Origin of the sequence: Mycobacterium colombiense (assembly GCF_001672755.1) — a bacterium.
In the GTDB taxonomy this organism is placed as follows: Bacteria; Actinomycetota; Actinomycetes; order Mycobacteriales; family Mycobacteriaceae; genus Mycobacterium; species Mycobacterium colombiense_C.
Window position 1 is genome coordinate 19108 of the sequence record NZ_LZKI01000168.1, and the last position, 21282, is coordinate 40389.

Genomic DNA, 21282 nt, shown 5'->3' on the forward strand with positions numbered 1-21282 from the left:
TCAGCCGGCCGGTGGTGGCGGCTGTTGCAGGTGCATCGCCAGGTCGCTCAGCTCCAGAATCGTCTGGATCTCGGTGTCGCGGAATGGCCGTCCGTCGGGGGCCAGCAGGTCGTGAAACCACTCCTGCGGCATCGCGGGATCCGGGTTCGGGTGGTCCCAGGAATCCCACGGGAAAAAGGTCTGCGTTTTGCCGGCGACAAATCCCCAATTGAATGCGCCGACGCCGGCCCGCTTCGCGATCGGCAGGATGGACTGCACCGTGCTGCCCAGCGGCCGCGCCATGTACTCGGTGCACAGGATGGGCCGGCCCAGCGGGACGAGCTCGCCGATGCGTCGTTCGAACTCCTCCGGGCCGGCGTAACTGTGGAACGTGATGATGTCGGAGTTGTCGAGCTGGATGCCGCTGATGACGCTGCGGCGTCCCGGGTCGGCCCACTCGCCGTGCCAGACGCCGCTGGTCAGCGGCTGGCACGGATCGACCAGCCGCGCCCACTCGAACACCTGGGGCAGCAGCTGGGCGACCAGGTCCACCTTGTCTCTGCGCTCGACCGAGGCGTAGGCGTTGGCCGGGTTGTCCGGCTCGTTCCACAGGTCCCAGCCCAGGATGCGGTCGTCACTGCGGAACTGCGTCAGCACCCCGGTGACGTAGCCGCGCATGGTGCGCAGGTAGCCGTGATCGTCGAGGCGCGCCGCCCCCGGACTCTGCACCCAGCCGGAGTTGTGGATGCCCGGCCGCGGCGCGCGCTGCGGACCCGCCTGAGGGAACGGGTCCCAGCAGGAATCGAACAGGACGAACAGCGGTTTGATGCCGTGGCGCGCGGCGATGTCGACGAACTGGGCGAGCCGGCCCTGAAATCCGCGGTAGTCCTGCGCCCAGAGCTGGTCGTGCAGGAAGACCCGTATCGCGTTGAACCCGTTGGTCCGCGCCCAGCCCAGCTCGGTATCGATGCGCCGGGGGTCGAAGGTTTCGCGCTGGAACATCTCCAGCTGATTGATGGCGTTGGAGGTGATGTAGTTCGCGCCGACCGGCCAGCCTTGCGCCTGATACCAGCGGTTGGCCCGTTCGGGCGACCACCGGCTTGCCTGGGGCGAGGTGTCGGGTGGTTGCGGCGAAGCGCGTGGTGTCTGGGCCAAAGCCATGCCTCCCGCCGCTAACAGCGACAAAGCCAACACCGTTCGACGGTGCACGAAGGCACCGCGATTCCCCCGGTCGATGTGGTCCACCCCTGCCCGTCAGAGTTCGGTTTGTCTCTGCGAGCCATCGTACATCCCTGTACCGCAACGCTTTTCAGCGGTTTCACAACGACAGGGATAAGGCGTCGACCAGGCGCGTACCTCAGGCCGGCGACGTGCCAGCGCAAAACACCGCCACCGATCGAGACGGCTCCGTTACGGACCGATCAGAAGCAGTGCTCGTCGGCGGGAAAGACCCCGCCGGCCACCTCTTGCGCATATTGCGTTGCGGCCCGGCGCAATTCCCCGCCGACGTCGGCGAACCGCTTGACGAAGCGGGCGGCCTTGCCGCTGCTCATACCGGCCATGTCCTGCCAAACCAGGACCTGGCCGTCGCAGTTGGGTCCGGCGCCGATGCCGACGGTCGGGATGGTCAGCTTGCCGGTGATCTGGGTGGCCAGTTCGGCCGGCACCATCTCCATGACGACGGAGAACGCGCCGGCCTCGGCGACGGCGATCGCGTCGTGCACCGTCTGCTCGGCGGCGTCACCGCGGCCCTGCACCCGGAAGCCGCCCAGGCCGTTGACGCTCTGCGGGGTGAACCCGATGTGCGCCATCACCGGGATGCCGGCGGCGGTCAGGCAGGTGATCTGCTCGGCCACCCGCTCGCCGCCCTCGAGCTTGACCGCGTGCGCGCCGCCCTCCTTCATGAACCGGGTGGCGGCGGCCAGCGCGGCGGCCGGCCCGGACTCGTAGCTGCCGAACGGCAGGTCGGCGACTACCAGCGCGTGCGGGGCACCCCGCACCACGCCGCGCACCAGCGGAATCAACTCGTCGATCGAGACGGGCACGGTGGTGTCGTAGCCGTACACCACGTTGGCGGCCGAGTCACCGACCAGCAGCACCGGGATGCCGGCCTCGTCGAAAATGCGGGCGGTCGAGTAGTCGTAGGCCGTGAGCATGGCCCACTTGTGGCCTTCGGCCTTCATCTTCTGCAGGTGGTGGGTGCGAATCTTGGTCCGCGGCTTTTCGGGCTGCGCAGGCGAGTTGGCACCGTAAACGTTGTGCTCAGACATCATTGTCCCTAATGGTGGTCGGTTCGATCCTCGTGGCCCTCAGTCTTTTGAAAAATTCTGAGCGGGTCCCCGGGTTCGTCGGACTACTCGATTCTGCCATTTCTTCCGCGCAGTTGCATCGCCGCGACGGTGTGAGACATACCATGCGCGCATGCAGCGGCTGAGTGGATTGGACGCCAGCTTCCTGTACCTGGAGACCTCGTCACAGCCGATGCACGTGTGCTCGATCATCGAGCTGGACACGTCGACGGCACCGGGCGGCTACAGCTACGACCGGCTGCGCGACGCCCTGGCGGTACGCATCAAGGCCATCCCGGCGTTCCGCGAAAAGCTCGCGAACAGTCCGCTGAATCTCGACCACCCGGTCTGGGTGGACGACGAGAAGTTCAACATCGATCGTCACCTGCACCGCATCGCGGTGCCCGCGCCGGGAGGGCGGGCCGAGCTCTCCGAGATCTGCGGCCACATCGTCGAGCGGCCGTTGGACCGCGGGCGGCCGCTCTGGGAGATGTGGGTCATCGAAGGCGTGGCCGGCACGGACTGCCACCGCGACGGGCGGGTGGCGGTGGTGACCAAGGTGCACCACGCCGGTGTCGACGGGGTGACCGGTGCCAACCTGATGTCGCAGTTGTGTGCGACCGAAGCCGACGCTCCCGCCCCGGAGCCGGCCGAGGGCGTCGGCGGAGCCCACGGGTGGCAGATCGCGGCCGGCGGGCTGGTTCGCTTCGCGGCCCGGCCGCTGCACCTGGCCAACGTGGTGCCCGACACCGTCTCGTCGGTGCTCGCCACCGTGCGACGGGCGCGCGAAGGCCTCGCCATGGCCCGTCCTTTCGCGGCGCCGCGAACCGCGTTCAACGCCAGGATCAGTGGCCGCCGCAACGTCGCTTATGCCGAATTGGATCTCGACGACATCAAAGGGGTGAAGAACCATTTCGACGTCAAAGTCAACGACGTCGTGATGGCATTGGTTTCGGGTGCGCTTCGCCAATACCTGACGGACCGAAACGAATTGCCGGATTCGTCGCTGGTGGCATCCGTTCCCATTTCGGTGCACGGCAAATCCGACCGGCCCGGCCGCAACCAGGTATCGGCGATGTTTTCCAGTTTGCACACCCAGATCACCGATCCGGTGGAACGCCTGAAAGCCATCGCCCAGGCGAATTCGGTTGCCAAAGAACATAGTTCAGCCATCGGTGCGTCACTGCTGCAGGATTGGTCGCAATTCGCCGCCCCGGCGGTTTTCGGCATCGCGATGCGGATCTACTCCAGAACCCGATTCACCGACAGCATGCCCGTGCACAATTTGGTGGTCTCCAACGTGCCAGGACCGCAGGTTCCGCTGTACATGCTGGGCTGCGAGGTCAAATCGATGTATCCGTTGGGGCCGATATTTCACGGCTCGGGACTCAACATCACCGCGATGTCGCTGCGCGGCAAACTCGACATCGGGCTCGTCGCCTGCCCGGATCTGCTGCCGGACTTATGGGAGATGGCCGACGAGTTCGCGGTGGGGATGGAGGAGCTGCTCGCGCTCGCGCGGTAAGCGGGCGGCGGTGCCGCTAATCGCCGATCTCAGGTTTCCTCTGGCAGCATAGGTTGGCATGGCCCTGTCTCGTCGCGCCAAGATCGCGCGCACGCTGCTGATCTGGACGTCGATGGCTGCCGTCGCGCTGCTTCTGGCGGGCTGCGTCCGGGTCGTGGTCGGACGCGCCGTCATGTCCGGGCCGAAGCTGGGCCAGGCGGTGGAGTGGACGCCGTGCCGGGCCGCGAACCCGAAGGTCAAACTCCCGGCCGGCGCACTGTGCGGCAAACTGGCCGTGCCGGTCGACTACGCCCACCTCGACGGCGACGTGGCGACGCTGGCCATGATTCGTTTCCCCGCGACCGGAGACAAGATCGGCTCGCTGGTGATCAACCCCGGCGGGCCGGGGGAGTCCGGTATCGAGGCCGCGCTCGGCGTCGTCCAGTCGTTGCCCAAAAAGGTGCGCGAACGATTCGACCTCGTCGGCTTCGACCCCCGCGGGGTCGGGGCGTCGCGCCCGGCGGTCTGGTGCAACTCCGACGCCGACAACGATCGGCTGCGCACGGAGCCCAACGTCGACTACAGCCCGGCGGGCGTGGCCCACATGGAAGACGAGACCAAGCAGTTCGTCGGCCGCTGCATCGACAAGATGGGTAAGGACTTCCTGGCCAACGTCGGGACCGTCAACGTCGCACGGGATCTCGACGCCATCCGCGCCGCGCTAGGGGACGAGAAGCTGACGTACCTCGGCTACTCCTATGGCACCCGGATCGGCTCGGCGTACGCCGAAGCCTTCCCGCACAACGTGCGGGCGATGATCCTCGACGGCGCCGTCGACCCCAACGCCGATCAGATCGAAGCCGACCTTCGTCAGGCCAAGGGATTCCAGGACGCGTTCAACGACTACGCCGCCGACTGCGCCAAGCAGCCGACCTGCCCGCTGGGCACCGATCCGGCCAAGGCGGTGGACGTCTACCACAGCCTGGTCGACCCGATGGTCGACCCGAACAACCCCATGGTCGGACGTCCCGTCCCGACGAACGACCCACGCGGACTGGGCTACTCCGACGCGATCATCGGCACCATCATGGCGCTCTACTCGCCGAACCTGTGGCATCACCTGACCGACGGCCTGTCCGAACTCGTCGACCACCACGGCGACACCCTGCTCGCCCTGGCCGACATGTACATGCGACGCGACTCGCACGGTCACTACAGCAACGCCACCGACGCGCGGGTGGCGGTCAACTGCGTGGACCAGCCGCCGATCACGGACCGCGCCAAGGTGGTTGACGAAGACCGCCGTTCCCGCGAGGTCGCGCCGTTCATGAGCTACGGACAGTTCACCGGCAACGCGCCGCTGGGCACCTGCGCGTTCTGGCCGGTGCCGCCGACGAGCAAGCCGCACACCATTTCCGCACCCGGCCTGGCGCCCACGGTGGTGGTGTCGACGACCCACGATCCGGCCACGCCGTATAAGGCCGGCGTCGATCTGGCCAACGAGTTGCGCAGCTCGCTGCTCACCTACGACGGCACCCAGCACACCGTGGTCTTCCAGGGCGACGGCTGCATCGACAACTACATCACGGCGTATCTGGTCAGCGGGTCCATCCCGCCCGACGGCGCCAAATGCTAGCGGCCCGCTGACGCTGACGCCGAACGTGCACTCACGGCGAAACTTTCGTCGATTTCTCGCATTGGTTGCACGCTCGGCGAAGGCGGCAGCCGAGACCAAGGCGTAACCGTTTCGCGCTGTCACGGGTACCCGGGGCTGCAACGATGACAGCCATGTCGCGCCTGAGATCCTTGAGCTCGGCGCTGTTTTCATTCGGGTTGCTGCTCGGTGGTCCCTGCGTCATCGCGCCGCCCGCGGCCGTCGCCACGCCGGAACCCGGCGCCGGGCAGACGCCGGGCCCGAATCCGCCGTCGGCCGCGGTGCCGCAGGGTTGGGGCAGTTGCGGCCAATTCGTCGATGACACAAGCGAAGTCCCCACCGCACAGTGCACCACCGTGTCGGTGCCGATCGACTACAACAACCCCGGCGGCGGGCAGGCCAAGCTGGCGGTGATCCGGATACCCGCGACGGGCCAACGGGTCGGATCGCTTCTGGTCAATCCCGGCGGTCCCGGCGGTTCGGCGGTCGACATGGTGGCCGCGATGGCCTCGAACCTGGAGGACTCTCCGGTCCGGCGCAACTTCGATCTGGTCGGGTTCGATCCCAGGGGAGTCGGTCACTCGACACCTGCGCTGCGCTGCCGCACCGACGCCGAGTTCGACGCATACCGGCGTGAACCGATGGTCGACTACAGCCCCGGCGGGGTGGCGCATATCGAGCAGCTCTACCGGCAGCTGGCCCAGCAGTGCGTCAGCCGGATGGGAACGGCGTTTTTGGCCAACACCGGCACCGCCTCGGTAGCCCGCGACATGGATGCCGTCCGCCAGGCGCTGGGCGAGGACCAGATCAATTACCTGGGCTACAGCTACGGCACCGAGCTGGGCACCGCCTACCTGGAGAAGTTCGGCAACCACGTGCGCACGATGGTGCTCGACGGTGCCATCGACCCGACCGTCGGGCCGATCGACGAGAACGTCAACCAAATGGCGGGATTCCAAACCGCTTTCAACGACTACGCCACCGACTGTGCCCGCTCGGCGGGCTGCCCGCTGGGCACCGACCCGACGCAATTCGTCAACCGGTACCACGCGCTGGTCAACCCGCTGGCGACCAAGCCGGCCCGCACCGCGGACCCGCGCGGCCTGGGCTACGCCGACGCGACCACCGGCACCATCAATGCGCTCTACACACCGGCACACTGGAAATACCTGACCAGCGGCCTGCTCGGCCTGGCGCGCGGCACCGACGCCGGCGACCTGCTGCTGCTCGCCGACGACTACGACGGACGCGACAAGAACGGGCACTACGCCAACGACCAGGATGCGTTCAACGCGATCCGCTGCGTCGACGCGCCGAATCCGACCGACCAGGCCAGCTGGGCGAGCGCCGATCAGCGCATCCGCCAGGCCGCGCCGTTCCTCAGCTACGGGCAGTTCACCGGAAACGCTCCCCGCGATTTGTGCGCGCTGTGGCCGGTGCCGGCGACGTCGGCGCCGCACGCCGCGCCGCCCATGGCCGCGGGCAAGGTCGTCGTCGTGTCCACCACGCACGATCCGGCCACGCCGTATCAGGCCGGCGTGAACCTGGCCCGCCAGCTGGGCGGCCCGCTGATCACCTACGACGGGACCCAGCACACCGCGGTGTTCAACGGCCACCAATGCGTCGACAACGCCGTCGTCCGCTATCTCGTCGCCGGCACGCCGCCGCCGGCCGCCTACCGCTGCCAGTCCTGACCTGCGCCCGGCGCGCTTCGCAATGGTTCTGAGCGGGCATCGGTAACACAGAATTAACAGCAGTTGCATACTGTTCGAGTTATGGATCGACAGAAGGAATTCGTTCTCCGCACCCTCGAGGAACGAGACATCCGCTTCGTTCGGCTGTGGTTCACCGATGTGCTCGGTTTCCTGAAGTCGGTCGCCATCGCCCCCGCCGAGCTCGAGGGCGCCTTCGAGGAGGGCATCGGCTTCGACGGCTCCTCGATCGAGGGCTTCTCGCGGGTGTCGGAATCCGACACGGTGGCCAACCCCGACCCGTCCACCTTCCAGGTGCTGCCGTGGGCCTCGCCCAACGGCCACCACCACTCGGCGCGGATGTTCTGCGACATCACCATGCCGGACGGATCGCCGTCGTGGGCGGACCCGCGGCACGTGCTGCGCCGCCAGCTGCAGAAGGCCAACGATTTGGGCTTCTCCTGCTACGTGCACCCCGAGATCGAATTCTTCCTGCTCAAGCCCGGTCCCGACGACGGCACGCCGCCGGTTCCCGTCGACAACGCCGGCTACTTCGACCAGGCCGTCCACGACTCGGCCTCCAACTTCCGCCGCCACGCGATCGAATCCCTGGAATTCATGGGCATCTCGGTGGAGTTCAGCCACCACGAGGGCGCGCCCGGCCAGCAGGAGATCGACCTGCGCTTCGCCGATGCGCTGTCGATGGCCGACAACGTGATGACGTTCCGCTACGTCATCAAAGAGGTCGCGATCGAGAACGGCGCCCGCGCGACCTTCATGCCCAAGCCGTTCGGCCAGCACCCCGGCTCCGCCATGCACACCCACATGAGCCTGTTCGAGGGTGACGTCAACGCGTTCCACAGCCCCGACGACCCGCTGCAGCTCTCCGACGTGGGCAAGTCCTTCATCGCCGGGATCCTCGAGCACGCCTCGGAGATCAGCGCCGTCACGAACCAATGGGTCAACTCCTACAAGCGACTGGTCGGCGGCGGCGAGGCGCCCACCGCCGCGTCGTGGGGTGCGGCCAACCGGTCCGCCCTGGTGCGGGTGCCCATGTACACGCCGCACAAGACGTCGTCGCGACGCGTCGAGGTCCGCAGCCCCGACTCGGCGTGCAACCCGTACCTGGCCTTCGCGGTGCTGCTGGCCGCCGGACTGCGCGGGGTGGAGAAGGGCTACGTGCTGGGGCCGCAGGCCGAGGACAACGTGTGGGACCTGACCGCCGAGGAACGCATCGCGATGGGCTACCGCGAGCTGCCGACCAGCCTGGACAGCGCGCTGCGCGCCATGGAGTCCTCCGAGCTGGTCGCGGAAACCTTGGGGGAGCACGTCTTTGACTTCTTCCTGCGCAATAAGCGCACGGAGTGGGCCAACTACCGCAGCCACGTCACCCCGTACGAGCTGAGCACCTACCTGTCGCTCTGACCCGGATCGAGCGCCGATCAGGCTGAACGCCTGCGGCTTGCGCTACGGTCGTGGGCGTGACCAAACCCGCGACGCAGCGCCCCAGGCTGCCCAGCGTCGGCCGGCTCGGGTTGGTCGATCCGCAAGCGGCCGAACGTATGGCGCAGCTGGGTTGGTACGACCACGACGACCAGGCCCACGTCGACCTGCTCTGGTCGCTGTCGCGCGCGGCGGATCCCGACGCCGCCCTGCTCGCGCTGGTCCGGCTGTCGGAGAACCCCGACGCCGGATGGGATCAGCTCAACGCCGCCCTGCTGGTCGAACGTCCGCTGCGCGGCCGGCTGTTCGGCGTGCTCGGCTCGTCGCTGGCGCTGGGCGATCATCTGATCGCTCAGCCGGAGTCCTGGAAACTCTTGCGCGGCAACGTCACACTGCCCACCCACGACCGGCTGTGCGACATGTTCACCGAATGCGTCGACGAAGCGCTGGCGGAGCCGGGTTCGGCGATGGTGCGCCTTCGCACCCTGTATCGCGACCGGCTGCTGGTGCTGGCCGCGCTGGATCTCGCCGCGACCGTCGAGGACGAACCGGTGGTTCCGTTCACCGTGGTCGCGGCCCACCTGTCGGACCTGGCGGACGCCGCCCTGGCCGCCGCGCTGCGGGTGGCCGAGAACAGCGTGTGCGGCGACCGGACGCCGCCGCGGCTGGCGGTCATCGCGATGGGCAAATGCGGTGCCCGCGAACTGAACTACGTCAGCGACGTCGACGTCATCTTCGTCGGCGAGCAGGCCGACCCGGTCACCACCCGCGTGGCCGGCGAGATGATGCGGCTGGCCTCCGAGGCCTTCTTCCAGGTCGATGCGGGGCTGCGGCCGGAGGGGCGCAGCGGTGAACTGGTCCGTACCGTCGAGTCGCATATCGCCTACTACCAGCGCTGGGCAAAGACCTGGGAGTTCCAGGCGCTGCTGAAAGCCCGTGCGGCGGTGGGCGACGCGGAGCTCGGGCGGCGCTACCTGGACGCGCTGATGCCGATGGTCTGGGTCGCCTGTGAGCGTGAGGATTTCGTGGTCGAGGTGCAGGCGATGCGCCGGCGGGTCGAGCAGCTGGTGCCCGCCGAGGTACGCGGCCGGGAGATCAAGCTCGGCAGCGGCGGACTGCGCGACGTGGAATTCGCCGTGCAGCTCCTGCAGCTGGTGCACGGCCGCGGCGACGATTCGCTGCACGTGGCGTCGACGGTCGACGCGCTGGCCGCGCTGGGCCAGGGCGGCTACGTCGGCCGCGAGGACGCGGCCAACCTGACCGCCTCCTACGAGTTCCTCCGGCTACTCGAGCACCGGTTGCAGCTGCAGCGGCTCAAACGCACCCACCTGCTGCCCGAGGCCGACGACGAGGAGGCGGTGCGTTGGCTGGCGCGGGCCGCCCACATCCGGCCGGACGGGCGCCACGACGCGGCCGGGGTGTTGCGCGAGGAGTTACGGCATCAGAACCTGCGGGTCTCCCAGCTGCACGCCAAGCTCTTCTATCAGCCGCTGCTGGAGTCGATCGGCCCGCCGGGGCTGGAGATCGCCCGCGGCATGACCTCCGAAGCCGCCGAGCGCCAGCTGGCGGCGCTGGGCTACGAGGGTCCGCAGTCGGCGCTGAAACACATGTCGGCCCTGGTCAATCTGAGCGGCCGGCGCGGCCGGGTTCAGTCGGTGCTGCTGCCCAGGCTGCTGAACTGGATGTCGTACACGCCCGACCCCGACGGCGGGCTGCTGGCCTACCGGCGGCTGTCCGAGGCGCTGTCCGGGGAAAGCTGGTACCTGGCCACGCTGCGCGACAAGCCGGCCGTGGCCCGCCGGCTGATGCACGTGCTGGGCACCTCGGCGTACGTGCCGGACCTGCTGATGCGCGCGCCGCGGGTGATTCAGGACTACGGCGACGGGCCGTCGGGCCCCAGACTGCTCGACACCGACCCCGCCTCGGTGGCCCGCGCGCTGGTCGCCTCGGCCAGCCGCTACTCCGACCCGGTGCGCGCGATCGCCGGGGCGCGCACGCTGCGGCGGCGCGAGCTGGCCCGCATCGCGTCCGCCGACCTGCTCGGCATGCTCGAGGTCACCGACGTGTGCGGGGCGCTGACCTCGGTGTGGGTGGCGGTGCTGCAGGCCGCGCTGGACGCGATGATCCGGGCCAACATGCCCGAGGACGGCAAGGCGCCGGCCGCGATCGCGGTCATCGGGATGGGCCGGCTGGGCGGCGCCGAGCTGGGCTACGGGTCCGACGCCGACGTGATGTTCGTCTGCGAACCCGCCGCCGGCGTCGAGGATTCCGCGGCGGTGCGCTGGGCGACGGGTGTCGCCGAACAGATTCGGGCGCTGCTGGGGACGCCGAGCGTCGACCCGCCGCTGGAGGTCGACGCCAATCTGCGGCCCGAGGGCCGCAACGGTCCGCTGGTGCGCACGCTCGCGTCCTATGCCGCCTATTACGAGCAGTGGGCGCAGCCGTGGGAGATCCAGGCGCTGCTGCGCGCGCACTCGGTCGCCGGCGACACGGAGCTGGGGCAGCGGTTCCTGCTGATGGCCGACAAGACGCGGTATCCGGCCCACGGGGTGTCCGCCGAGGCGATGCAGGAGATCAGGCGGATCAAGGCCCGCGTCGATTCCGAGCGGTTGCCGCGCGGCGCTGACCCCAACACGCACACCAAGCTGGGCCGTGGGGGACTGGCCGACGTCGAATGGACCGTGCAACTGCTGCAACTGCGGCACGCGCACGAGATTCCCGCGCTGCACAACACCTCGACGCTGCAGTGCCTGGACGCGATCGCGGCGGCCGACCTGGTGCCCGCCGACGAGGTGGAGCTGCTGCGGCAGGCCTGGCTGACCGCCACCCGGGCGCGCAACGCGCTGGTGCTGGTCCGCGGCAAGCCCACCGACCAGCTGCCCGGGCCCGGGCGTCAGCTCAACGCGGTCGCGGTGGCCGCGGGCTGGCCTACCGATGAGGGCGGGGAATTCCTGGACAACTATCTTCGGGTGACGCGACGAGCAAAAGCGGTGGTGCGCAAGGTGTTTGGAAGTTGAGTCAGGAGGCCGGCGCGTTGGACGCCGTATTCGAGGTGCTCAGCGCGGCGGAGGCCGATCGTGTGACCGCGCTGTACGCTCCGCTGGCCGATGCGGTCCGCGAGCTCGTCGACGCCACCATCCGGACCGAGGCCGACGACGACGTCGTCGCCGAGGCCAGGCGGGCGATCGAGGCCGTCACCGCGTCGTTGCGGCAACGCACCCGCCCGCTCGGGGTGAGCTACCGCGTCAACGGCCGCCCGCTGCCGCTGGGCAACGCCGCGATCGGCGTGTGCAACCCCATCGCCCCGCCGATCGTCGTGCACCACGAGGGCGACGGGCGCTGCTGGAGCGAGTTCACCCTCGGCTCGGCCTACGAGGGCCCGCCCAAGCTGGTGCACGGCGGCGTCAGCGCCCTGGTGCTCGACCACATGCTCGGCGAGGCGGCCAGCGAGGGGCTGTCCAAGGCGCGCTTCACCGGCACCATCACCGTGAAGTACCTGCGCGGCACCCCGCTGGGACCGCTTCGCTGCGAGGCGTGGGTTGACGGCAAGGAGGGCCGCAAAGTGTTTGCGCGCGGCACCATTTCGGATGCCGCCGGCGTCACCGTCGAGGCCGACGGCGTCTTCATCGAGCCGGCCTGGGCGCAGGAGGCGCAGTGAAGTTCTACATCAGCAGCGCCTTCCTGAACACCCGCGAGATCATCGAGCTCGCCAAGGCGGCCGACGAGCTCGGCTACGACGGCATCGGCATCCCCGACCACGTCGTCAACCTGGAGACCCTGGACACCCCGTACCCGTACACCAAAGACGGGGAACGGCGCTGGCAGCCCTTCACCGACTGGCCCGATCCCTGGGTGCTCGTCGGTGCGCTGGCTCAGGTCACCACGCGGTTGCGGTTCGTCAACACCGTCTACATCCCCGCCATGCGCAACCCGTATTCGGCGGCCAAAGCCATTGGCACCGCGGCGGTTCTGGCGTCCGGCCGGGTGGAGCTGGGCATCGGCGTGGGATGGTGCCGCGAGGAATTCGCGCTGATGGGCGAGCAATTCGAGGCCCGCGGCAAGCGTACCGACGAAATCATCGACTTGATGCGGGCGCTGTGGTCGCCGGGCTGGACCGAGTTCGACGGCCAGTTCTACCAAGCGCCGCGGCTGGAGATGCAACCCACTCCGCCACCGATACCGGTGTATGTCGGAGGGCTCAGCGATATCGCGCTGCGCCGCGCCGCCCGCAACGACGGCTGGATCGGCGACCTTATCAAGTCCGAGCGGGCCATCGAGGCGGTCGGCCGGCTGCGGGAGATGCGCGCCGAAAACGGTTTGACCATGCACGATTTCACCATCCTGACGCCGCTGACCGACGCGTTCACCACCGCGGACTACCAACGCGTCGAGGACGCCGGCATCACCGGCATCATCACCATGCCGTGGATGTTCTACGCGGGGCCCGATGCCAGCCTGGACGACAAGATCGACGGCATGCAGCGCTTCCGCAAGGACCTCGCGCTCGACGGCTAGCGGACACCTAATTCCAGGTGTCCCGGCACCTAACCGAGGGCGTAGGCACGCTGGTGCGACTCGCCATCGCCTACATTTCGGGAATCCTTGCCCGAACGGAGCCCAGATGCGCCCCACTGTTTGCGTTGCCGCTGTGGCCGTCGGAGTGGTGACGGCGGCGTGCGGTGGTTCACCGTATACGGGAATGGCGACGACCACGGGTGGGAACCACACCAACACGGTCACGACCATCGTGTCGCAGGCCGCGAGCGCCGCCGCCGTCGCTTATCTGCGATCGCTGATCCCGACGCCGGCGACCACGAACAGAACCGACGGCCCCGATCCCATTCATGACGGCGGCATCCGTTCGCACTTCTTCGTCAACGGGACTCCGGCCGACGTGATGAGCGCCTACAAGGCCGCGCTGTTGAGCATGAACTGGACGCTGATCGTCGACAGCGCAGGCAACGGGGCGGGCGGCGGCGGGGTGACGTATACCGCCAGAAATGGCAACGCTTTCGGGGTCTTCACCGGAGGGGGCTTCGGCAGCGCGACGGACATCGACGCCTGCGCGTGGCCGTCAGCACCCACCGACAAGGACTGCGCACGCCGCGGATAACAGCCGAGGCGGCAAAATGCGAACCACCCGCGTGGCAACCCCCACGCGGGTGGTTTCGTCAGCCGACTCAGACGTCGTGCTACATCGCGAATTACCCCGTTCGGCCATATCGTTTGGTTTCATTCCGACTCGACTAATCGGTGGACACTGTGCGCTGGTCGTCGGCGGCGCTCGCGGCAGCGTCGAGTTCGGCGCGCAGTCAACCGCATTCAGATTCGGACGGTCAGGCGGGTCGAACGGAAGCCCGCGTGGACGCTGGTAGTGATGCGCTGGTAGTCACGCTCGGCGGCGTTGCGAGTCGTCGCATGTGCACTCGTGGCTGTACCGGGTGTATCCATGTCCCAACCCATCGTTTGTTCTCGATTGTGTTGGGGGCGGCTATATTTCGTCAGGGAGGGTGTTACGCGCGGTCGAGGGCTCCCGGTTTTTTTCACCAAAGGATTTTCAATCCCACATGTGAGGACGCGGTTTTCGTGGGCGAAGTATTGCCGTAACCACCGGCGTGTCCGGCGGGGTCGCTTGCTGAGATTTCATCGCCACAGGTCGGTGTGGTTACAGACACGGCGGGCAGTGGTACTTTTGGTGGATCCCGAGTTGGCCAAGCAAAACATGCGACGTCAACGGGACGAGGAGATGTGGTTATGAACCTCAAACAATTCACGGCAAAAGCAACCCTCGTCGGCGGATTAGGCTTAGCCGCCGTCGGACTTGGTATCGGAACGGCAATTGCAGATCCGCCGTCTCCGCCGCCGGTACCCGCACCGCCGCCCGTTCCGGCCGCGCCAGCCGCGCCCGGCGTTCCGGACACCCCCGGCGTTTCGGATACGCAAAATGGCGTTCCGGCCGCGCCTGCCGTTCCGGCCGCGCCTGCCGCGCCGGCCGCGCCCAATGTGCCGGCCGCGCCCAATGTGCCGGCCGCGCCCAATGTGCCGGCGGCACCTAATGTGCCGGCCGCACCTAACGTGCCGGGCGCGCCGGACCAGCCTGTAACGCCTTAACCGGTAGAAGAATTCGGCGTTCCTATCGTCGTCGAGCTTGGACACATGTCTCGGCGTGCTCAACGCTGGTCGCGGCTCGGTTCAGAACACCAAAAACCTTCGTGGCCCTGCTATTTCACCAATGCGCCGAGTTGAAATCTCGAGATGCCGTTGAGTGCGTCGCGAATTCAGACGAACGATCAGGCGCGTTTCAGCATGGCCGATGCCGAAGACGAAACCACCCGCGCGGCGGCTTGCCACGCGGGTGGTTTCGTTCAACCGACTTAAACGTCGTAGTACAGCGCGAATTCGTAGGGGTGCGGCCGGATCTGGACCGGCAGGATCTCGTTTTCACGCTTGAAGTTGATCCACGTCTCGATGAGGTCCGGCGTGAAAACGCCGCCCTCGGTGAGGTATTCGTGGTCTTCTTCGAGCCGGTCGATCACCGCGGACAGCTGTGTGGGCGCCTGCGGGATGTTGGCGGCCTCCTCCGGCGGGAGCTCGTAGAGGTCCTTGTCGACCGGCGCCTGCGGCTCGATCTTGTTCTTGATGCCGTCCAGGCCGGCCATCAGCATGGCCGAGAACGCCAGGTACGGGTTGCCCGACGAGTCGGGGCAACGGAACTCGAGCCGCTTGGCCTTCGGGTTGGTGCCGGTGATCGGGATACGGACACACGCCGACCGGTTGCGCTGGCTGTAGACCAGGTTGATCGGCGCCTCATAGCCCGGCACCAGGCGCTTGTAGGAGTTCACCGTGGGGTTGGTGAACGCCAGCAGCGACGGCGCATGGTGCAGCAGGCCGCCGATGTAGTGCCGGGCGGTGTCCGACAGGCCGGCGTAACCGGTCTCGTCGTACATCAGCGGGCTGCCGTCCTTCCACAGCGACTGGTGGCAGTGCATGCCGGAGCCGTTGTCACCGAACAGCGGCTTGGGCATGAACGTGACGGTCTTGCCGTTCTGCCAGGCCGTGTTCTTGACGATGTACTTGTACAGCATCATGTCGTCGGCCGCGTGCAGCAGCGTGTTGAACTTGTAGTTGATCTCGGCCTGGCCGCCGGTGCCCACCTCGTGGTGGCCCTTCTCCAGGCTGAAGCCGGCCGTGATCAGGTTGGACAGCATCTTGTCGCGCAGGTCGACGTAGTGGTCGACGGGGGCGACGGGGAAGTAGCCGCCCTTGGGCCGCACCTTGTAGCCGCGGTTCGGGCTGCCGTCGAGCTCGTTCGGCGAGCCGGTGTTCCACCAGCCCGCGATCGCGTCGATCTCGTAGAACGAGCCGTTGGTGCGCGAATCGAAGCTGACCGAGTCGAAGATGTAGAACTCCGCCTCGGCGCCGAAGTAGGCGGTGTCGGCCACGCCGGTGCTGATCAGGTAGTTCTCGGCCTTGCGGGCGATGTTGCGCGGGTCGCGCGAGTACGGCTCGAGGGTGAACGGGTCGTGCACGAAGAAGTTGAGGTTCAGCGTCTTGGCTTCGCGGAACAGGTCGATCTGCGCCGTCGCGGGATCGGGGAGGAGCAGCATGTCGGATTCGTGAATGGACTGGAATCCGCGAATCGACGAGCCGTCGAAGGCTAAGCCGTCCTCAAAAACGCTCTCGTCGAAAAATGAAATCGGGATTGTGAAGTGCTGCATGATGCCGGGCAGGTCACAGAACCGGACGTCGACAAATTCGACGTTTTCGTCCTTGGCGAGTTTGAAGACGTCGTCGGGCGTCGTTTCCGTCACAGAATGCTCCTTTACTTGGTGAGATCCGCGGCCTGACGCTATGGAGCAGATGTTGCCCGTCAGTCAACCCGATGTTGCGCGCACGTTACGTGACCATGCCACACGCTAAAAGTGGCCGCGTCGGCGGCGGGTTCTATTGTGGGGCCATGGATCGCAAGATCGTATCTTTTCCGGTGGCCGGGCGCACGGTCCGCCCTCCTTACCACGCCATTCCGGCCGTTTATTCGGACCCCGGTCCGCGCCGATGATGGCGGAATCACGATCCGCACACCCCGGGGAGAAGCTCGGATTTCCGCAAAGCGGGCCGGGATCGCTGGCGCCGATGGGGCGCCGGCTGGGCGCGCTGATGATCGACTGGCTGATCTCGTACGGCCTGGCCGCGCTGGCCATGCGCTTCGGCTGGTTGTCGCCGCCGGCGCTGGCCACCGCGGTCCTGGTGATCTGGTTCGTGCTGGGTGTGGTGTTTTTGCGATTGTTCGGGTTCACGCCCGGCCAGCTGGCACTACGCCTGCAGGTGGTGACGGTGGACGGCCGCGGGTCGGTCGGGCTGGGCCGGGCGGTGGTGCGCGGCGTGCTGGTCGGGGCGGTGGTTCCGGCGTTGTTCACCGACTTCGACGGCCGCGGGATGCAGGACCGGCTGACCGCGACGGCCGTGGTGCGACGCTGAATCGACGGCGGCCAGGCCGCTGAAGCCCTGCGCTACTTGCGGCGCACGGTGCGCTGCACACCGCGCATCTTGCCGGAGTTGGGCAGCGGCCCCTTAGGCATGACGGCGGCCCCGGCCCGTGACCCCAGCGCGGCCAGCCGCGACTCCAGGGTGTCCATCTGCTTGACGGTGATGTTGGCCGGCAGCTTGGTCAGGTGGCGCTCCAGCTTGGCCAGCGACACCTCGTCCTCGCCGTTGCCGACGATGATGTCGTAGATCGGCACGTCCCCGATCAGCCGTGCGGTGCGCTTCTTCTCCTGCGCCAGCAGCGGTCGGACCCGGGTCGCCGCCCCCTCGCCGACCAGGATGACGCCGGGCCGGCCGATCACCCGGTGCACGGCGTCGAAGTGGCCGGTCGCGGCCACCCCAGGGGTCACCCGCCACTTGCCGCGCAGGTTGTCCAAAGCCCATGCGGCGGCGCCGGTTTGGCCTTCGGCCTTGCGGTAAACCGACTTCTGGGCGCGGCGGCCGAACACGATGAAGGCGACCAGCCCGCCCAGCACCACCCCGAGCGGGATCAGGGTGATCATCGTCAGCCCGCCGGCCCAGATGCCGACCCCCACCGAGATGCCCACGATCAGCACGAAGGCACCGATCATGTACGGCAGGAGGCGCTTGTCCTCCTGACGCTGAATGTTGAACGCCTGCCACAACTGGGCGCGCCGCTCCCGCGAGGCGGCCTTGCGGGCGGCCTGCGCCTGCGCTCGGGCGGCCTTGTTCTCAGCGGCGGTGCGGGGTTTAGCCATAGTCAAAGAATACGTAGGGCCGCGACGGGCAGACGCCGCCACCGTGCCGCCGGGTCGTCAGGCGCGGCTGCGGGCGGCCTGCTCGTAGAGCCGTCCCGCGCGATAGGACGAGCGCACCAGCGGTCCGGCCAGCACCCCGGCGAAACCCAGCTGTTCGGCGTGCTGCGCGAACTCGACGAATTCCTCCGGCTTCACCCAGCGCTCGACGGGGTGGTGACGCGCTGACGGGCGCAGGTACTGGGTGATGGTGATGATGTCGCAGCCGGCGTCGTGCAGGTCGGCCAGCGCCGTGCGCACCTCGTCGGGCGTCTCGCCCATGCCGAGGATGAGGTTGCTCTTGGTGACCAGCCCGAAGTCGCGCGCCGCGGTCAGCACGTCCAGGCTGCGCTGGTAGGTGAAGGCGGGCCGGATCCGCTTGAAGATGCGCGGCACGGTTTCGACGTTGTGCGCCAACACTTCCGGGCGCGACTCGAACACCTCGGCCAGCCGGGTGGGCTCGCCGTTGAAGTCGGGGATCAACAGTTCGACGCCGGTCGACGGGTTGAGTTCCTTGATGGCCCGCACCGTCTCGGCGTACAGCCAGGCACCGCCGTCGGGCAGGTCGTCGCGGGCCACCCCGGTGACCGTGGCGTAGCGCAGTCCCATCGTGCGCACGCTGTCGGCGACCCGGCGGGGCTCGTCGCGATCCAGTTCGGCGGGCTTCCCGGTGTCGATCTGGCAGAAGTCGCAGCGGCGGGTGCACTGGTCGCCGCCGATCAGGAAGGTGGCCTCGCGGTCCTCCCAGCATTCGAAGATGTTGGGGCAGCCGGCCTCCTCGCAGACCGTGTGCAGCCCCTCGCGCCGGACCAGGCTCTTGAGCTGGGTGTACTCCGGGCCCATCCGGGCCCGCACCCTGATCCACGGCGGTTTGCGCTCGATCGGGGTCTCGGCGTTGCGCACTTCCAGGCGCAGCAGCTTGCGTCCTTCCGGTGCGACGGTCACATCGCCGACCCTACGCGGGCGGCGGGGTGTTCACGGACCGGCAGCACCCCGTCCAGGGCGTCGCAGACGGCGTCGCCGACCGAAGTCTGGACGTCCTCGACCGACACCGGGCGGCGCAGTTCGGCCGACAGCGAGGTCACCCCTGCGTCGCTGATGCCGCACGGCACGATCGCGTTGAAAGCGTCCAGATCGCAGTCGCAGTTGAGGGCGAACCCGTGCAGGGTGGTCGCCCGCGACACCCGGACGCCGATCGCGGCGACCTTGCGGTCGGGCCGGCCCTCGTCGCCGGGCACCCACACCCCGGACCGGCCCGGCACCCGGACCGCGTCCACGCCGAGATCGGCGCAGACCTTGATCAGCGCCTCTTCCAGGCGCCGCACGTAGTTGACCACGTCGAGCGGTTCGGCCAGGCCGATGATCGGATACCCGACCAACTGTCCGGGACCGTGCCAGGTGATCTTGCCGCCGCGGTCGGTGTTGACGACGGGCGTTCCGTCCACCGGCCGCTCGTGCGGCTCGGTGCGCCGGCCGGCCGTGTAGACCGCGGGGTGCTGCAGCAGCAGCAGCGTGTCGCTGCCACCGGCCACCCGGGCGTCGGCCAGATCGCGTTGCTGCTGCCAGGCCACGCGGTAGTCGACGATGCCGAGCTGGCGGACGTCGATCAAGGCCTGGCTGGACCGGATGGAATCGATCACGTCCGCGACGGTACTCGGCCCGGGCCGGCCGGGCACAGCCCGGGCGATGCGATCACAACTAGTCGTGGTCGCGCCGGGCGTTCGCGTAGGCGAGTGCCTCGCCAATGGTGTTGTGGTGGAAGACGAAACCGGCGCGCTCGAGCGAGGACGGGATGGCGCGCTGCCCCATCAGCAGGCCCTCCTCGGCGAACTCGCCCAGCGCGGCCCGGATGGCGAAACCGGGCACCATCAACGGGGTCGGGCGGTTGACCGCCCGCCCGAAGGCCGTGGTGAATTCGGCGTTGGTGACCGGCGCGGGCCCGGTCATGTTCACCGGGCCGGACAGCTCGGGGTCGAAAATCGCGAACAACAGCGCGCGCACTTCGTCTTCCAGCGTGATCCACGACATGTATTGCCGCCCGCCGCCCAGCCGGGCGCCGAGGCCGGTGCGGAACAACGGCCGCAACCGGCCCAGCGCGCCGCCGGCGGGGGAGAACACCAGCCCGGTGCGGGCCAGCACCACCCGGGCGCCCGCGTACTGGGCGGGCAGCGTGGCGGCCTCCCAGTCTTCGCACAGCCGGGCCAGGAAACCCGTTCCCGCGCGGTCGTTTTCGTCGACTACGCGGTCCTTGGTGTTGCCGTAGAAGCCCACCGCGCTGGCGTTGACCAGGGTCGCCACCCCCGCGTTGGCGACGGCGTGTGCCAGCACCTCGGTGGGGGCGATGCGGCTGTCCCGCAGGCTCTGCTTGAAGGCGCCCGACCACCGCCGCTTGCCGATGTTGACGCCGCACAGGTTGACGACGGCGTCGACGTCGACGAGCGTGTCCGGATCGAGATCGCCGGTCTCGGGATTCCAGTGAAGCTCATCGGCGTTCGCCGGGGCCCGGCGGACGATGCGCAACACCCGGTGATCGGCGGCGCGCAGGGCCGCGGCCAGCGCGGAGCCGATCAGTCCGGACGAACCCGCAATCGCGACGACGGAATTCTGACCAGCCCGAGCCACGTTCGCATGTCCTTCTTCACAGGCCGAGGTCGGCCTCGAAGGCTCCCTCTTCCAGCCGGTGCTTGATGGTGGTCAGGAAGCGACCGGCGTCCGCGCCGTCGATCAGCCGGTGGTCATAGGTCAGCGGCAGATAGCAGATCGACCGGACGCCGATCGATTCGTTGCCGCCGTCGTCGACCACGACCCGCGGCCGCTTGACGATCGCGCCGGTGCCCAGCATGGCGGCCTGCGGCGGAACCAGGATCGGGGTGTCGAACAGCGCACCCTGGCTGCCGATGTTGGTGATCGTGAATGTGCCGCCGGACAGTTCGTCGGGTTTCAGGTTGCCCGACCGGGCGCGTGCGGCGATGTCGGCGATCGCCCTGGCCAGCCCGGCCAGGGACAGGTCGCCCGCGTTGTGCACGACGGGGGAGAGCAGGCCCTGTTCGGTGTCGACCGCGAAGCCGAGGTGCTCGGCGTCGTAGTAGGTGATCTCCTTGGTGTCCTCGTTGTAGCTCGCGTTGATGTTGGGGTGGATCTTCAGCGCGTCGATCACCGCGCGGGCGATGAACGGCAGGAAGGTCAGGTTCACCCCCTCGCGTTCGGCGAACGCCGCCTTGGCCCTGGCCCGCAAACCGACCAGCCTGGTCATGTCGACCTCGTGGGTCTGGGTGAGTTGGGCTGTGGCCTGCAGGGATTCGCGGGTCTTGTTCGCGGTGATCTGGCGGATCCGGCTGGCCTTCTGGGTGGTGCCCCGCAGGTGCGCCAGCGCGGGAGCCGGGGTGGGCGCCGCGGCGGCCTTGGGGGCGGCGGCTGCGGGGGC

General features: G+C 68.2%; 17 protein-coding genes. 9 read left to right on the forward strand and 8 right to left on the reverse strand.

What is annotated here, in order from left to right; genetic code table 11:
• Both A5708_RS21820 and panB read right to left on the reverse strand, forming a co-directional pair.
• Positions 1 to 1188, reverse strand: a complete 1188-nt coding sequence (locus A5708_RS21820) for a 1,4-beta-xylanase (protein ID WP_081293046.1) — start codon at positions 1186 to 1188, stop codon at positions 1 to 3.
• Between the two features lie 212 nt (positions 1189 to 1400).
• Complete coding sequence (gene panB, locus A5708_RS21825; protein ID WP_065030633.1) at positions 1401 to 2249, reverse strand: 3-methyl-2-oxobutanoate hydroxymethyltransferase; 849 nt, start codon at positions 2247 to 2249, stop codon at positions 1401 to 1403.
• Between the two features lie 151 nt (positions 2250 to 2400).
• Between panB and A5708_RS21830 the strand changes: the two genes are divergently transcribed.
• The 8 genes from A5708_RS21830 to A5708_RS21865 all read left to right on the forward strand — a co-directional run bounded on the left by A5708_RS21830 (position 2401) and on the right by A5708_RS21865 (position 13672).
• Positions 2401 to 3792, forward strand: a complete 1392-nt coding sequence (locus tag A5708_RS21830; protein ID WP_065030615.1) for a WS/DGAT/MGAT family O-acyltransferase — start codon at positions 2401 to 2403, stop codon at positions 3790 to 3792.
• A gap of 58 nt (positions 3793 to 3850) precedes the next feature.
• Positions 3851 to 5407, forward strand: a complete 1557-nt coding sequence (locus tag A5708_RS21835) for an alpha/beta hydrolase (RefSeq protein WP_065030616.1) — start codon at positions 3851 to 3853, stop codon at positions 5405 to 5407.
• A gap of 143 nt (positions 5408 to 5550) precedes the next feature.
• Positions 5551 to 7119 carry an alpha/beta hydrolase gene (locus A5708_RS21840; protein WP_155766127.1) on the forward strand — a complete coding sequence of 523 codons (1569 nt, stop codon included), beginning with the start codon at positions 5551 to 5553 and terminating at the stop codon, positions 7117 to 7119.
• An 81-nt stretch (positions 7120 to 7200) separates the two neighbouring features.
• Positions 7201 to 8541 (forward strand): type I glutamate--ammonia ligase, encoded by a 1341-nt coding sequence (gene glnA / locus A5708_RS21845; RefSeq protein ID WP_065030618.1) that lies wholly within the window; start codon positions 7201 to 7203, stop codon positions 8539 to 8541.
• 50 nt (positions 8542 to 8591) lie between these two features.
• Positions 8592 to 11576, forward strand: a complete 2985-nt coding sequence (locus A5708_RS21850) for a bifunctional [glutamine synthetase] adenylyltransferase/[glutamine synthetase]-adenylyl-L-tyrosine phosphorylase (protein ID WP_065030619.1) — start codon at positions 8592 to 8594, stop codon at positions 11574 to 11576.
• The gene (locus A5708_RS21855; protein WP_065030620.1) at positions 11573 to 12217 is read left to right on the forward strand and encodes a PaaI family thioesterase; all 645 of its coding nucleotides are present in this window, start codon (positions 11573 to 11575) and stop codon (positions 12215 to 12217) included. The genes A5708_RS21850 and A5708_RS21855 overlap by 4 nt, the downstream gene beginning before the upstream one ends.
• Positions 12214 to 13074 carry a TIGR03619 family F420-dependent LLM class oxidoreductase gene (locus tag A5708_RS21860; protein WP_065030621.1) on the forward strand — a complete coding sequence of 287 codons (861 nt, stop codon included), beginning with the start codon at positions 12214 to 12216 and terminating at the stop codon, positions 13072 to 13074. Before A5708_RS21855 ends, A5708_RS21860 begins: the two co-directional genes overlap by 4 nt.
• Positions 13075 to 13258: 184 nt before the next feature.
• Positions 13259 to 13672, forward strand: coding sequence for a hypothetical protein (locus tag A5708_RS21865; protein WP_231117984.1), 414 nt, complete (start codon positions 13259 to 13261; stop codon positions 13670 to 13672).
• A 1261-nt stretch (positions 13673 to 14933) separates the two neighbouring features.
• Here A5708_RS21865 and glnA (A5708_RS21870) read toward each other — a convergent pair.
• Positions 14934 to 16370, reverse strand: coding sequence for a type I glutamate--ammonia ligase (gene glnA, locus A5708_RS21870; protein WP_065030623.1), 1437 nt, complete (start codon positions 16368 to 16370; stop codon positions 14934 to 14936).
• A 244-nt stretch (positions 16371 to 16614) separates the two neighbouring features.
• Here glnA (A5708_RS21870) and A5708_RS21875 point away from each other — a divergent pair, with 244 nt between their 5' ends.
• Entirely contained in the window at positions 16615 to 17037 is a 423-nt protein-coding gene (locus tag A5708_RS21875) for an RDD family protein (RefSeq protein WP_065030624.1), read from the forward strand.
• Positions 17038 to 17069: 32 nt separating this feature from the next.
• On the opposite strand, the gene A5708_RS21880 is transcribed toward A5708_RS21875, so the two are convergent.
• From A5708_RS21880 to sucB, 5 genes are all read right to left on the reverse strand, one after another.
• Positions 17070 to 17822 (reverse strand): DUF4191 domain-containing protein, encoded by a 753-nt coding sequence (locus tag A5708_RS21880; RefSeq protein WP_065030625.1) that lies wholly within the window; start codon positions 17820 to 17822, stop codon positions 17070 to 17072.
• Positions 17823 to 17879: 57 nt separating this feature from the next.
• On the reverse strand, positions 17880 to 18803 hold the full coding sequence (gene lipA / locus A5708_RS21885) for a lipoyl synthase (protein ID WP_065030626.1): 924 nt from the start codon (positions 18801 to 18803) through the stop codon (positions 17880 to 17882).
• Complete coding sequence (gene lipB, locus A5708_RS21890) at positions 18800 to 19498, reverse strand: lipoyl(octanoyl) transferase LipB (RefSeq protein WP_065030634.1); 699 nt, start codon at positions 19496 to 19498, stop codon at positions 18800 to 18802. The genes lipA and lipB overlap by 4 nt, the downstream gene beginning before the upstream one ends.
• Before the next feature lie 58 nt (positions 19499 to 19556).
• On the reverse strand, positions 19557 to 20480 hold the full coding sequence (locus A5708_RS21895) for a TIGR01777 family oxidoreductase (RefSeq protein ID WP_065030627.1): 924 nt from the start codon (positions 20478 to 20480) through the stop codon (positions 19557 to 19559).
• Positions 20481 to 20496: 16 nt separating this feature from the next.
• A partial coding sequence (sucB, locus tag A5708_RS21900; RefSeq protein ID WP_065030628.1) for a 2-oxoglutarate dehydrogenase, E2 component, dihydrolipoamide succinyltransferase occupies positions 20497 to 21282 on the reverse strand: 786 nt, incomplete at its 5' end.